The sequence below is a fragment of the Patescibacteria group bacterium genome, from assembly GCA_041660565.1.
GTDB lineage: Bacteria > Patescibacteriota > UBA1384 > CAJBMM01 > CAJBMM01 > JBAZWC01.
Genome location: JBAZWC010000002.1, coordinates 248,815 through 262,339, shown reverse-complemented (window position 1 = coordinate 262,339; position 13,525 = coordinate 248,815). Strand labels below are relative to the sequence as shown.

The 13,525-nt window shown below is 46.8% G+C and carries 13 protein-coding genes and 2 tRNA genes; 6 read left to right on the top strand and 9 right to left on the bottom strand.

The genetic code is table 11. The features are described 5' to 3' along the window. Positions 1-57 precede the first annotated feature (57 nt). The 3 genes from WC773_03885 to WC773_03875 all read left to right on the top strand — a co-directional run bounded on the left by WC773_03885 (position 58) and on the right by WC773_03875 (position 1,656). Positions 58-567: an NUDIX domain-containing protein gene (locus tag WC773_03885; GenBank protein ID MFA6082521.1), complete on the top strand. Its 510-nt coding sequence runs from the start codon at positions 58-60 to the stop codon at positions 565-567. Between the two features lie 29 nt (positions 568-596). Continuing rightward, positions 597-671: transfer RNA gene (locus WC773_03880), tRNA-Glu, on the top strand. A gap of 106 nt (positions 672-777) precedes the next feature. Next, positions 778-1,656, top strand: a complete 879-nt coding sequence (locus WC773_03875) for a hypothetical protein (GenBank protein ID MFA6082520.1) — start codon at positions 778-780, stop codon at positions 1,654-1,656. A gap of 1,053 nt (positions 1,657-2,709) precedes the next feature. Here the strand turns inward: WC773_03875 and WC773_03870 are convergent. The 4 genes from WC773_03870 to WC773_03855 form a co-directional block, all read right to left on the bottom strand. Continuing rightward, positions 2,710-3,693, bottom strand: coding sequence for a DUF2157 domain-containing protein (locus WC773_03870; protein MFA6082519.1), 984 nt, complete (start codon positions 3,691-3,693; stop codon positions 2,710-2,712). A 1-nt stretch (position 3,694) separates the two neighbouring features. Beyond that, positions 3,695-4,207 (bottom strand): hypothetical protein, encoded by a 513-nt coding sequence (locus WC773_03865; protein MFA6082518.1) that lies wholly within the window; start codon positions 4,205-4,207, stop codon positions 3,695-3,697. Positions 4,208-4,246: 39 nt separating this feature from the next. Then, positions 4,247-5,227 (bottom strand): UDP-glucose 4-epimerase GalE, encoded by a 981-nt coding sequence (gene galE / locus WC773_03860; GenBank protein MFA6082517.1) that lies wholly within the window; start codon positions 5,225-5,227, stop codon positions 4,247-4,249. 66 nt (positions 5,228-5,293) lie between these two features. Beyond that, entirely contained in the window at positions 5,294-5,863 is a 570-nt protein-coding gene (locus tag WC773_03855; GenBank protein ID MFA6082516.1) for a metal-dependent hydrolase, read from the bottom strand. A 157-nt stretch (positions 5,864-6,020) separates the two neighbouring features. On the opposite strand from WC773_03855, the gene WC773_03850 reads away from it, so the two are divergent. Both WC773_03850 and WC773_03845 read left to right on the top strand, forming a co-directional pair. Further along, a complete protein-coding gene (locus WC773_03850; GenBank protein ID MFA6082515.1) occupies positions 6,021-7,589 on the top strand; it encodes a sigma-70 family RNA polymerase sigma factor in 1,569 nt (522 codons plus the stop codon). A 109-nt stretch (positions 7,590-7,698) separates the two neighbouring features. Continuing rightward, positions 7,699-7,773: transfer RNA gene (locus WC773_03845), tRNA-Gln, on the top strand. Between the two features lie 137 nt (positions 7,774-7,910). On the opposite strand, the gene WC773_03840 is transcribed toward WC773_03845, so the two are convergent. Further along, positions 7,911-8,456, bottom strand: a complete 546-nt coding sequence (locus WC773_03840; GenBank protein ID MFA6082514.1) for a hypothetical protein — start codon at positions 8,454-8,456, stop codon at positions 7,911-7,913. A gap of 264 nt (positions 8,457-8,720) precedes the next feature. Further along, positions 8,721-9,404, bottom strand: coding sequence for a hypothetical protein (locus WC773_03835; protein ID MFA6082513.1), 684 nt, complete (start codon positions 9,402-9,404; stop codon positions 8,721-8,723). A 133-nt stretch (positions 9,405-9,537) separates the two neighbouring features. Between WC773_03835 and WC773_03830 the strand changes: the two genes are divergently transcribed. Further along, positions 9,538-10,677 (top strand): glycosyltransferase family 1 protein, encoded by a 1,140-nt coding sequence (locus WC773_03830; protein ID MFA6082512.1) that lies wholly within the window; start codon positions 9,538-9,540, stop codon positions 10,675-10,677. Here WC773_03830 and WC773_03825 read toward each other — a convergent pair. From WC773_03825 to WC773_03815, 3 genes are read right to left on the bottom strand one after another with little or no spacing between them, the layout of a single operon-like run. Beyond that, positions 10,650-11,456 (bottom strand): PIG-L deacetylase family protein, encoded by an 807-nt coding sequence (locus WC773_03825; protein ID MFA6082511.1) that lies wholly within the window; start codon positions 11,454-11,456, stop codon positions 10,650-10,652. The genes WC773_03830 and WC773_03825 overlap by 28 nt on opposite strands. Beyond that, positions 11,443-12,966 carry a glutamate--tRNA ligase gene (gltX, locus tag WC773_03820; GenBank protein MFA6082510.1) on the bottom strand — a complete coding sequence of 508 codons (1,524 nt, stop codon included), beginning with the start codon at positions 12,964-12,966 and terminating at the stop codon, positions 11,443-11,445. The genes WC773_03825 and gltX overlap by 14 nt, the downstream gene beginning before the upstream one ends. A 1-nt stretch (position 12,967) precedes the next feature. Next, the gene (locus WC773_03815; protein ID MFA6082509.1) at positions 12,968-13,318 is read right to left on the bottom strand and encodes a YraN family protein; all 351 of its coding nucleotides are present in this window, start codon (positions 13,316-13,318) and stop codon (positions 12,968-12,970) included. Positions 13,319-13,525 lie beyond the last annotated feature (207 nt).

The window sequence follows — 13,525 nt, the reverse complement described above, 5'->3', positions numbered from 1 at the left end:
TCAATTTTTAAACAATACTCCCTATAAAAAAACTTCCATTTATTGTACCTTTATTTTATGAACGACGAGCTATTAGATGTAATTGATTTGGATGATAATGTGGTTGGCAAGGCAACGCGGGCACAAATCTACGCCGAAAGACTACCCCACCGCATTGTCCACGTGCTTATTTTTAATAATGATGGCAAAATTTTGCTTACCAAAATGAGTAAAAACCGTAAAATATTCGGTGGACATTTTGGCACCGCCGCCGGGGGGCACGTTAAATCAGATGAAAGTTACGAAGACGCGGCTAAGCGCGAGTTGTTCGAAGAAATCGGAATTGATACAAAAATCGAGATGTTAGATATGAACTGGTATATAGATACACGCCAAGACAAACCGCTCCACAAATCGATCGCGGTTTTTAAGGCAATTCATAATGGACCGTTTTCACTTAGTCCCGATGAAGTAGATGATGTGCAGTTTTATGCAAAAGACGAGGTAGATCAATTACGATCAGCTAGCCACCCCTTCGCCCCTGAACTGGAATATATTTTAGATTCAATTAACGTTTTTGCAAAATAGTGGTAAAAATGTTATAATCTAATAGTTATGGCCTCATCGTCTAGTGGTTAGGACAGTAGGTTCTCATCCTGCAAACCGGGGTTCAATTCCCCGTGAGGCTACCAGCTTTATAACATATTAATCCTCAATATTTAAATTATGAATACAATGTTTCTCATAATGTAATCGTATTCTTAATCCCTCGAACGAGACCAACAAATGCGAACTATATTGAACCCATATTTTGCCATTGATCCGGTCAAACACAAGACAGGCGTTACTCAACAGGAACGATTGAACCATTCAAAAAAATGCTCAAAGCTATTGCAAACGATCTTTGGTAAAACCCAGCAGGAAATTTTTGAAGCCTCGAAAAGTTACATTAATAGACACAAGGATTTGCTCTCCTTCTTTTTTGCATTATCTTTTTGGCAAGGAGTAACTCAAAACGAACTGAGCGAAAAAGCGAGAACAATACCTTTGCTTGCCTCGATAATTACTTCAGAAGCTATATCACCCCGTAGTGCAGGAAAATTTAGCCCGGGGAAAATAAAGGGACAGAGCATCAAAAGGTACAGGAATAGCAAACCTGCTCGTTTTACCAGATTCATGATCGAATGCCTCAGTGAGACCGATAAAAGACTATTACTAAAAGGTTATCAATTCGCAAAACCAGGGATTTTCCCTCTTGAAAGAAGAACTACCCGACATCTTGTGTACAATTCACTGATACGCAAAAACCGACACTATGCAGAAAAATATTGTTTTTCAAACATCAATGGCACTGGCGCAAGTTGCTGCTGCATCAATTATATCGACAGCATAAATATTGCGTCACTTAACAAATTTCTAATAAAACTATCCAAAAATTTTTATCAAATGCGTTGTTCTATTGTTCACGACGCATATCCAGTCGGCTTCTGCCACCTTGATACCCGACCACAAGATGTCGCGTCATGGGGAATGACTTTGGTTGATACGTATCAAATCACAGGACAGGGTGGGTCGTCATTATTAGTCCAATACGAAAGCGAGTTTCACCGCGATCAGCTTCAAAAAATGTTTATTGATGCATATTGGAATGCGTTCAAAAAAGGGTGGCCTATATAATTCACATTCAATAATAAATCGTTACTTCGGACAACCTTCAAGAAAATAATAACCGGCACGCGACGTTGCATACCGGCTTTGTGATCCATAGGTTGGAACTAATAGGTTGTTTCCATTTGCTTCTTGCACTTATCTCGATCTATCGAGTTCTTGCACGCACCACAGCTTGGGCAAATCCGCCAGGCGCAGCTATTACACTGCCCATCAACGCGACTGTCGACATTGGTACCGCAGTTCCAGCACCATCGCGGATACCACTCCGCCTTACACCTTGGGCATTGCACCCAGTTCTTCTTTCCGACCCCCTTCTCTGAGTCGGGATGTACTACTGCCGCCGTGCCGCACTTGCACACCATTGGCTGTGAGCGTATTTCGGTTTCTGACAAGACCGTTATCCCCCTTGGGATGAATTCCGGCAACAATTCCTAGCCGGTGATGTTATTATATCACTATTTAGATATTAGTACAACAAAGCAGAGCCGCCTCGCAGAAAGCGCGGGGCGGCCGGTAGGACAGGGCTAGTCGGGACATTGCAACGTCTTTGGGGCGGCTTCATGGTCCTCTAGGCTATACGCCTTGACCCAGCCGGGAACAATTCGAATCCGACAACAAGGGATAGAATTGACCACCCTCCGCTGATTGATACGAGCCAGCGTAAGTGCTCTGGCAAAGATAGGGATTGGCCGGGTGCTCTCGGTATTGACGATTGAGAGTATGCCGTCCTCTCGCCCCAGTTCCTCCGCAATGGCGCGAGCCAAATAGAGTGAGAAGTGCGAGATGTCCCAGTCTAGGTCTGAACCAGGTTTGATCTGAAGCATCAACCTAACCTGACTCGCCACCCAGTCTGCCACAACCTCGGCCTGGACGCGATATTGCGCAGTCCGAGATTGGAACGGACGCCAACCCTTTAGGCTCATCCAGACACTGGAAAACCACGAGCCAAACGCGCGCATTACTTTCTCCCGAAGAAAGAGATAAGGGCAGGTACAGATATATTTATTATACGCTAAATAGTCCGGTTGGCAATCGGACTTTAAGCATAAAATATAAAATTTACTTGGTTAGATATTTCTTTTTAACCGAGACAGCGGCAAAAACAATACCAATCAACGCTAACCCGGCCATCACCAGTGAAAGTGGCCAACCAAGGCCAGTGGAGAAGTATCTTGCCGTAACCAACAAAATATAAATCATTAGATAAATTGTGCCAAAAACCAAAAATGCTTTGCTCTTGATACGAACACTAATAGAGATTGCCCCCAATACTAAGAGCGGAAAAGCAAACACCCAAAATAGATTTTCGCTTGACCACCAGTTGCATAGTGACAATGCCGAGCCAAGAAACCCAAGTATTCCAAAGCTGTAAAGGTATCCGTGAATCGATATTAGTGAGTTCTTGGAAAAAGCGTTTCCAAGTAGCATATAGGACACACCCAACGCGAGGGCGCGGTATTGATAAAAATTTACACCGTACAAATATGCATTCCCGCTTGCCATCATAGAAGTTAGGCTAAAGAACAACCACGTTCCATACATAACGCTAAACAAGGCAAATAAATTCTTGCGGAATGCCAGATATGATCCCAAGAATAATGCTAGTAATATTGCGGCGATGATCGCTTGGATACCATGCTTAGGATCGAACGTGGGTGAGCCGCCAAAAACCACCCATAATCCAATTGGCAAAACCAGCGCAGACAATAAATAGAATGCGGAGCTAACTGCTTCGGTACGATGATCTCGACTGAATACGTAACCAACCGCATAGGCGGCGATACCGGACCCAAGTGTTGCTAATATTTTTGTAAAGCTGCTTAAGCCTACCCAGTTTTGCGCGATCATGATAGCGATGCCCAAAAACACAATCCCACCACCCAAGAAATACAGCACTTCAGAGATGTTAAGCTTTTTGGGAGTCGTACCGTCTATTTGGCCACCGTTGCCCGAATCAAACGCTAAATTAAGCTCTTCTTTGCTCACCACTTTTTGCTCGGCCAACAGTTTAATGTAATCTAAAATCTCTTCTTTTGTTGCCATCTTACTCTACCCATCCAATAAATTTAAAGGAGTATTTACTTTCACTGTCAAGATTGATCTGCTTGCTTACTCCGTGGCCTTTAATGTATTTGGTGCCATACGACAATAAATTTTCACCCGACAAACCGCTGGTGATTGTATAGCCATCCAAGGACGTGGTACTAGAATTTAACTGCATACCCTGAACTTCTTCGGCGGTAACTTCGGTGCTTTGATTCTTTGTTACATCGTATAAAAACAACTTTGTGGTATCAGTGGTTGAGTACGAATAGTTTGTCGAATAACTTTGAGTGTCCGAATATACTTTTGGAGTTGGAGTAGCTGGTGTAACCAACTTACCTTTCTCCACCGAATACGAGGCGCCCGAGTAAGAGTACCCGCTGGAATAAATAAAATTATATTTTGGCTGGTTGAATAACGAGGGTATATACACGCTTAACGCCACCGCGATAATCATTAATATCGGGATCGAAATTCCTAAAATAAAAGTTAAGTTTTTCTTAAGAAATATCATATTTATATATTAAATCTAGCGCCCCCAAAAGGCAAATCTCTATTTGGATAATTTTGAGTGCCAACTCCAGGCGGTTTTGACGATGTCGTTGATGTCCGTATATTTCGGTTGCCAGCCGAGCTCTTTAACCGCCTTGGTGTTATCTGCCCACACCTTAGCCGGATCACCCAAACGCCTAGGCATCATTTTTATTTTCAACTTTTTGCCCGATGCTTTTTCAATTGCATCCAAAATCTGCTTTACGCTGGTTCCCGTACCGGTGCCCAAATTATAAACCGTGCTTTCTCCCCCTTTTTCCAACCGATTCAACGCTAAAATATGCGCGCTGGCCAAATCTTCAACGTGGATGTAGTCGCGAACGCACGTGCCATCGGGCGTCGGCCAATCTGTGCCGTACAGTTCGACTTCTTGGTCTGCTAAAAGCGCTGTAATGGCTTTGGGGATCAGTTGACTAGGGTTTGATTGGATCAACCCTAATGTGCCGTTGTGGGCTGCTCCAGCGGCATTAAAATAACGCAGCGCAGTCCATTTGATACCATAGGCTTTTTCCGCCCAGGGCAGCAGCTGTTCCACCGCTAATTTGGTCTGCCCGTACGGGCTTTCGGGATTCGGGGGCAGGTATTCGGACACTGGCACGGTCTTTGGTTGACCAAAAATGGCACAGGTAGATGAGAAAATAAACCGCTTAACGTTATTCTGACGCATCGCATCTAACAGTCTAATCACCCCAACCACGTTGTTATCGTAATATTCTATTGGCTTTTCAACCGATTCGCCCACCGCCAAGTGCGCGGCAAAATGCATCACCGCACTGGGATGATATTGCTTCATTATACGATTCATTTCGGTAACGTCACGCGTATCTGCCTGCTCGAACGCGACACCATCGGGCACAAGCCGACGTGATCCGGCCGACAAATTATCCACCACTACCACCGATTTACCGGCGTCAAGCAGCGCTTGCACGGTTTGGCTGCCAATGTACCCCGCTCCCCCGGTTACAAGTATCGGTTGTACCATAATTTCCTCATTCTCAATTGGTCAAATTGGATTAATTGGCTCAATTGGCATTTTATAATTGATGATTTATTTTAATAAAATTGTTTTAATCACATCCCACTTTGATGCGACCAGAATAATTAACACTAAATTAACTGCCGGGAAGATGACTAGGTTTTCAAACCATTTGCCGGTGACAATACGCACACCATCAAACGGCTTGGGCGGAATGCCAAACATCTTTTGGATTGGCCAGAGCAACGGAATCCCCTCTACAGTTATCATATCTGCGACCAAATGGCTACCGTATCCAGCGATTAGCGCGATTAAAATGTAATGCGTGTTAAGCCCCCAATAGGTTGGGGCGAGGTTGAGCAGCAGATTAAATCCGTAAGTAATTAAAGCAAATCCTAAAATGGAGTGGGTAATGTTGCGATGAGCCAAAATGGGATCGGATATTTTGCCGATGGTGTGACCAAACGGCAAAGTGTGCCAAATATCGCCACCAGCAGAGTCGATATCCGGTAGTAGCGATCCGAGGGACGAAATAACCAGCACCGCCGCAAAGGTGGCGGGGCCGTATTCGGCCGGATTAAGAATCAAAAACGACCCTAACCCAACCGTTATGCCAATAACTTGATGTGTCTTCCCTGTCATACGCCAATTGTAGCACAGATTTTGTCATTAATGCGCGGTCAGTAACTCTGCAATAATTGACGCTAACCACCAAATCTGATAAAGTATCGATGTCAAATCCACCGCGTACCTTTCTAACCGAAACAGCCGCAATTCCCGACTCAACACGGAGGACAACGTGGCCACGGCAATTCAGGATCGCCCCGAAAGCATCAGTGAAAACTGGCGCCGGTTCAAGCAATGGGGTGATCCACGGGCTCGAGCCGCGTTGATCACCCACTACTCTTACCTAGCCAAAGTATCGGCTGGTAGAATGATACCGTGTCTGCCACCAACGATGGAGATAGGCGACATAGCGGGTTATGGCGCAATTGGTCTAATCAAGGCAGTGGACCAATTTGATCTGACCCGAATGGTTAAGTTCGAAACCTACGCCATCGCGCTAATTCGAGGAGCGATCCTGGAAGGACTGCGCGAAGAAGACTGGGTTCCCCGTACCGTACGTGAGAACATCAAGGTGATCGAAGCTGTTATAGCCCGTTTGGAATCAATGATGGGTCGGCCTCCGACAGATGACGAGGTTGCGCGTGAGTTGAAGCTAGACATCAAATCCTACCTTGGCTTGTGCGCAGAGAAAGAACGCACTTCCCTTGTCAGGATCGACAAACCGGTTGACACCGAGGAAACCATTACCATCGCAGATATGGTTCGAGACAAGCAGGTTGATGTAGCAGCGGAAGCCGAGGATAATGAAGCACGTCGCGTCATCCTGCAAGCTGTAAATACCCTACCGAGTAATGAAAGAAAGGTAGCTCTCTGCTACTACTTCGGCGGGATGACATACAAAGAGATCGGTGAAGTCTTGCGCCGGTCAGAGTCGAGGGTGTACCAACTGGAACGGCAAGCAAGAAAGCGCTTGCTTAACAACGGGTGGTTACAAGACATGGCGTGTGCAACGGATGGCACAGACATGACCCAGCCTTTCATCACCCACTCTCAACACCGAAACGGGGCGCACGGTACCTGCCAGACTCCGCTCGATCAAACGCTGACTCCAGACGACGAAGTTGCACCATCACCACCCCAAGACCAACCCAGCGCACTCCCAGGAGACAACGCAATGGCAGACACCGCACCGGCACGATATTCGATGCCTGAGTTAACCGGGGATCCGGTGATTCTAACCGGGCCTGTCCAGATCAAAGTAGCATACCACCTGATCAAGGAGATCTTTGAGAACGGCGGTAAAGTGCGCTCCGTTCGAATCGGCAAACAGATCGGCGCGTCGAGCCGTGAAGTAACATCAGCAACCAACTGCTTACTACGGAGCAAGCACGCCTTCGCTAGACCCGGTCTCAATCAACCCCTGGTATTCGCGACGCCCATCAAGGTAATGACAAACCTCAAAGGCGGGGCGGCTACCCTCGAGGACGATCTGACGCTGAAACCTGGCCACGAGTACGACTTGATCGCTCTGGCCATGGACCGTCTTAACCAGGCGGGGCATAACGGCGCGTCACCAGTGCCACCCACGCCACACCCGCAGAACACGCCCGCCACACCCGCACCCGACAAGCTCCAGCAGGCAATCAACCGCTTGACCCGGGTCATAGACGATCGAACCGCGTTGGCACAGCGACAACGCGACGAGCTGGCGGCAACGGAGTCTCTGATATCTGAGGCCACATCCAAGTTGGAGACGCTGGTGGCCGCGGATAAAATCGTGGCCGCCCTCGTCAAGAAGTGACGCAGCGTACATCACTCACACACTAGCCCCACGGCAACCAACACCGTGGGGCATATTTTATATTAAATATTGCAAATATGACGCATTTTGAGTATAATAATAGCATTATTGGGGAGTGGCCAAGCGGTACGGCGTCTGCCTCTGGAGCAGAAGATCGAAGGTTCGAATCCTTCCTCCCCAGCCATCCTTCGCCACCTCCTTCGCCAAAGCTACGGAAGGTCAAGAAGGCTTCGGAATGGCAAGCCAATTCGACTATAAAATGAATAACGGCTCGGAATGCACTGCATCCGAGCCGTTTTGTGTCGGCGTCCACGTGACGCCTTACTTCTTGCCGGCGAACTTGGACACCCACGGGTTAAGCGCCTTGGCCGCCGCAAATCCGCCCGTTAGCCCCATGCGCGGAGTCTTGGGGCCACTGTTGATCACCATTGAGGAGATCTGCATGTCACGGGTGATCGTGAGTGGAGCTTCCTTGCGGGACGAGTTGGTGCTCGCGGTGTTCTTGTAGGCCTCAACGCCGGTCTTGACGTTGACGATCCGCACGCTGACGGCGCATTCTACCTTGGAATTCGGTCCCCGCTCCACCCAAGGCGATTGCATCCGCCAGGCACAGTTGCCAACCATCACGTAGTCTACGCCCAGCTTCTTACCCAAAGCCACCAGCGAACGATCATCGGGGAAGGCGGTGCCGGAAGGTAGCTTCTTGCCCATATCGCGCATCCAGACACCCGTGACCTTGGCTTCGTCCAGACAAATGAGCCGCGCCTTGGGCAACAGTATTGTCACCATACCCTTGACGGCCGTCACCGCGGGGCACTTTGCCACGGTGGTCTCCTGCCCATTCTCGGTGAAGACCCACGGTAGCACCGCCACCTTGAGCGATCCTGTTGGCGCCTTCGCAAAGCACGCAGACGAACACATAACAAGAACAAGCACGACATGGCAGAACCATTTCACGGACAGCCTCCCGAAGCGTAGTGTGCATGCAAACTATTTTATACCATAAAAATAAATAATATTCAATACGTAACACCTAAATCGAATATGATAATGAAGAAATTTCACGTAACTAAATGAAAAACGGCTCGGAATGCACTGCATCCGAGCCGTTTTGTGCCGGCGCCCACACGCCTACTTCTTGTCGTCGATCTTGATCTTCTGCCCGGTCGTCGCGAACTTGGTCGCCCACCCACCGACCGCCTTAGCCGTGGCGAATCCCCCGGACCTCTGCATATGAGGGGTCTTCGGACCGCCACTGACGAAGGTGAAGATTGGTGTAATCAGCAGTGTCCCGGCGATGGCGAGCGGGTCCTCCTTTTTGGTGGAGTCGGAGTTGGCCACCGTCTTGTAGTCAACAACGCCAGCTTTGACGTCGATAACGCGAACCGACACCTCGCACTCCGCCTTGGTCTTGGGGCCAAACCCCACCCAGACGGACCTCACGCGCCAGGCGCAGTTGCCGACCATGACGTAGTCGACGTCCAGCTTCTGACCCAATGCGAGTAAGTCTCGGTCGTCAGGGAAGGCGGCGCCGGTTGGCAACTCTTTGCCCAGATCGCGCGACCATACCCCCGTAACCTTGCCGTCGTCCACACGCTCGAGCCCAACCTTCGCCAGCAGGTCCACCACCATCTTCTCGACAGTGGTAACCGCCGAGGATTTGGTCGAGTTAGTCGCCCGCCCGTTCTCGGTGAAGACCCAAGGAAGAACAGCCACCTTGGGAGTAGTAGTCGGCGCCTGCGCGAAGCAGGCGGACGGAAGGAGTAGAGCGAGCACTAGCGCAAAAGCCAAAACGACCTTGCCAAACGCTTTCATGGACTGTCTCCTGAAACGTAGAGTGCTTGCAGTGTTGTTATACCACAAAACTCTACAATAAACAATACTATGCGGGCGGACACATAGGTCCGCCCCTACGGATTATTAACAAATCTGTGGTATAATCTAGGAAATGAAAGATCAACCACCATATTCAATCTGTTTAGATGCGCGGTTTTGGCGAAGCGAAACCGGTGGGCTTGGCCGCTACACTCGCGAACTAATCAAACACCTGGCTGAGCTTGATAAAACTAATCACTACACCGTGTTATTAACCGCCGACGATATGCCGGAATGGGACATCGATCAAGCAAACTTTACCCCGCTGGTGGTACCAATTATCCACTATTCCCTATCTGAACAAACAAAATTCCTGCAAATATTAAATCAACATCATTTTGATCTGGTGCATTTTTTGAACTTTAATCATCCAATTGGCTATCTTCGTCCATTTGTGACTACCATTCACGATATGACCCTGTTTTTCTTTCCGGGCGGACAGAAAAAACAGAAACCGGTTCGTCGGGTAGCGTTCCGATATATTTTTAAGCACGCATCAACCAAAGCAACCAAAGTGATTGCCATTTCTAACTACACCAAAAACGATATCCAAAAATATTTTCATGTAAAATCCGATAAAATTGCGGTTGTTTACGAGGGCGGCCCCGATCCATACAAATTACCTAAAAATCACCTCGAACTGGCTCAGAACTATCTTAAAACCAATCAACCGTACTTTTTATTTGTTAGCCAGTGGCGGCCACATAAAGGTATTTTAACTTTGGTACGCGCTTTTGAGCAATTTAAGCGCGAGACAAAATTGCCGCATCGGTTAGTGCTGCTTGGTAGTCAAAAAATGGCTACGCTAGAGGTATTGGATGCGATCAAAAATTCGGAATTTAAAGCGGATATTTTAGCACCCGGGTTTGCGCCAGATGACGTTTTGGCCTCCTTATATAAGAATGCATGCGCGTTCGTTGTGCCGTCGGAGTACGAAGGCTTTGGTCTGCCGGTGCTAGAAGCATACAGCTATAACACACCGGTAATTGTAGCTAACAACTCTTCGCTGCCAGAGGTAGCCGGAGACGCAGCGATATATTTTCCAACAAAAGATGTAGCAAAGCTAGCTGAGGCGATGCAAAAGATCACCCAGGATCATGATTTAGATAAATCATTGCGCGCAAGAGAGATAGATCAGCTAGCCAAGTTTAGTTGGGATAAATGTGCAAAAGAAACTCTGGACGTTTATTTATCAATTTTATCGTCAAAATGACCATATAATTCGGAAAATTGCTTAGCAGACAATACCAAAAATGCCTCAGCGGGCTGTTTTTGATTGTGCATTTCACCACGATAATCGTTTAATCCGGCAATAGCGTGATCAAAACGCCGTAATTTTAACTGACTGATATGTTTTCGAATCGCTTGAATTTTTACATCAAACACGTTGTCAATTGGCACAATACGATTCGGCAAAAGCGGTGATGAAGTTTCATATTGCCAAATTTCGCAGTTTTGCGGCGCAGCCTGTAATGATTGAGACAGAATTTCGATTGTCTGCTGATGATCTTGATTATCATCGCCCCACCACGGCGCATAAATTCGATCCACATGTGCTTCGATCATTATCTGCTTCAATAAGCCTAACGTAGTTGGATTTGCCTTAAGTTTGCCGTTTTCAAATCGCCAAAAATCCACCTTGGCCTCACCCAAAACCGCCAATGCTTGTTTAGATTCAGATTCACGCCCCTTGATTAACTGGGCGTCACGCACTCCGGATGGCGTGCCTCGACTACCATCGGTTAAGGTAATTACCCGAACCGCGTCTTGACGCAATAAGTGCCGAGCTAACGCCCCGCCGCATCCCAAAATTTCGTCACCCGGGCTTGGTGACAAAATCAAAACATTAAGTTTTTTGTCGTCGCGACTGATCGGGTCAATTTTGACCGCACCGGACACATTGGCACTTTGCCACATTTGATCGTGCCGAATCACCTTTGATACGGTATCGTACGATCGAAATAGGTTTTTGATCTGACTAATTATTTTCATTTTTCAAAATTGCGGCTGCGTGATCAAGACGATGTTCAATCTCTGCCACACCTTTGTCCATCAACAAATAAACCGATAGATATTCAAACATATTCATTGATTGTTTCTCGCCGGTAATGGCTACCCGAGTTGGATGCAAATAGGCCGCTGGAGAAAGCTCTGCTGGCTGTACCTGACGAAAGTATTCATTTAGTTGTTTAGACCGCTTCTCGGCTGATTTTTCGTCGTACCAAGATTTTTCAATTTTTGAAATCGACTGCTTCACTAATTCAAGCGCCTTAATCGCCTCGACTTTATCAATTTTCCCGTCCTGCAATAAGTCGACTGCAGATAGTTGGCCTAATTTATCTTGATTGAAAAAAGTGGCCGCGGTAGCTGAATACTGCGTAAAATAATCTGCGCGCATGCGTACTATATCAAGCATTGCTTGTGCAGCAGAATGATTTTCACGGGCAAGCTTGATAAATAACTCTTCAACTTCGGTATTCTCCGCCTTATCACCTAACCAAACCAAATACGCGGCAAAAACATCGTCAATTTTATCTTGATTGAAATATTGATGGCTTAGCCAATCCAATTTTTTGATATCAAACACCGCCGGCGACTTGCCCACCCGATCGAGCGAAAAAAGTTTTTCATAATCGGCAAAGGAATACGTGTCCTGCGTTTTTTCCGGATTCCAACCGCAAAACATTAAAAAGTGCGCCATGGCTAAGGGGTGATAACCCTTGGCCTTATACGACAATACCGAAGTGTCATTTTTACGTTTAGAAATTTTAGTCCGATCGAGGTTCAGAATTAACGGTAAATGGGCAAAAGTAGGCAAATCCCAGCCAAAATATCGGTACAACATCAAATGTTTAGGCGAAGACGACAACCATTCGTCGGACCGGAGCATTAAATTAATTTTCATTAGATGATCGTCCACCACCGAGGCCAAATGATAAGTGGGAAAACCATCGGATTTAATTATCACCTGATCGTCAATTTCGTTTGAATTAAATTTAACCTCGCCTTTTACTGCGTCGCGTAGCACAATTTCTTCATCATCCGGCATTTTCATTCTAATTACGTGAGGCTCGGTAAGTGATCGCTTTTCAGACTCGGCTTTATCTAATTCACGGCATTTGCGGTCATAACGTGGCGCTTGGTGATTTTTAGCCTGTTCTGCGCGCAACTGGTCAAGGCGCTCTGATGAGCAAAAACAGTAGTACGCGTGGCCTTTGTTAATCAATTCTTTAGCTAATTTTAGATATTCATCTTTATAATCGGATTGCTTAAACGGGCCTTCGTCTGGCACGGTACCAATCCAATTCAAGGCTGCTAAAATGCGATCAATTGAGCCTTCAACCTCACGCGCTTGGTCTGTATCCTCGATCCGCAAAATAAACTGCCCGCCGCTTTGACGCGCCAAAAAATAGTTATATAAAGCGTTACGCAACAAGCCAACGTGCGGATCACCGGTTGGACTAGGGGCAACACGAGTGCGATATTTGATTTGCTCAGACATATTATTCTCCCACACAATTTTTTAGATGTTCAATAACCGGCTCATCGTTAGTTAAGGTGACGGCGACAACGTCTATCCGTATTGCCACCTCACCATACTCAGATAAATAGCTTTTGGCAAATCGGATTAGCTGGTGTTGCTTGGCCGGGCCAACCATTTCTTGCGGCAAACCGTATTCATCACTGGTTTTGGTTTTGACTTCAACAATAACCACACATTTACCATCCTCAGCCAGAATATCAGCCTCAACCCCTGCCCGAATCACATTACGACCAATGATTTTGAAATGCAATTTGCGCAAAAAATCCGTCGCGATATCTTCACCAATTCTACCGACTTGCTTATTTTCCATGAGTTTATTATACCAAAAAAAGGTCCATCTGGGACCTTTTTTAAAATTTTTGGTTATTTTTCTACTTTGTCTTGTTCTTCATGACGAGTTACTTCAGTTGGTGTTTCGTCGTCTGATTTGACTTCGTTTTCAACCCCGGCTGCAATGGCTGCTTTCTCTTCATCGGTCTGTGCCACTGTCTCTTCAACAACCACGTCACCAGCTTCT

Coding starts and splice junctions, on each gene's coding strand:
- galE (MFA6082517.1), bottom strand. CDS start 5,227: ATGGTACAACCGATACTTGTAACCGGGGGAGCGGGGTACATTGGCAGC.
- WC773_03855 (MFA6082516.1), bottom strand. CDS start 5,863: ATGACAGGGAAGACACATCAAGTTATTGGCATAACGGTTGGGTTAGGG.
- WC773_03865 (MFA6082518.1), bottom strand. CDS start 4,207: ATGATATTTCTTAAGAAAAACTTAACTTTTATTTTAGGAATTTCGATC.
- WC773_03830 (MFA6082512.1), top strand. CDS start 9,538: ATGAAAGATCAACCACCATATTCAATCTGTTTAGATGCGCGGTTTTGG.
- WC773_03825 (MFA6082511.1), bottom strand. CDS start 11,456: ATGAAAATAATTAGTCAGATCAAAAACCTATTTCGATCGTACGATACC.
- gltX (MFA6082510.1), bottom strand. CDS start 12,966: ATGTCTGAGCAAATCAAATATCGCACTCGTGTTGCCCCTAGTCCAACC.
- WC773_03815 (MFA6082509.1), bottom strand. CDS start 13,318: ATGGAAAATAAGCAAGTCGGTAGAATTGGTGAAGATATCGCGACGGAT.
- WC773_03885 (MFA6082521.1), top strand. CDS start 58: ATGAACGACGAGCTATTAGATGTAATTGATTTGGATGATAATGTGGTT.
- WC773_03835 (MFA6082513.1), bottom strand. CDS start 9,404: ATGAAAGCGTTTGGCAAGGTCGTTTTGGCTTTTGCGCTAGTGCTCGCT.
- WC773_03870 (MFA6082519.1), bottom strand. CDS start 3,693: ATGGCAACAAAAGAAGAGATTTTAGATTACATTAAACTGTTGGCCGAG.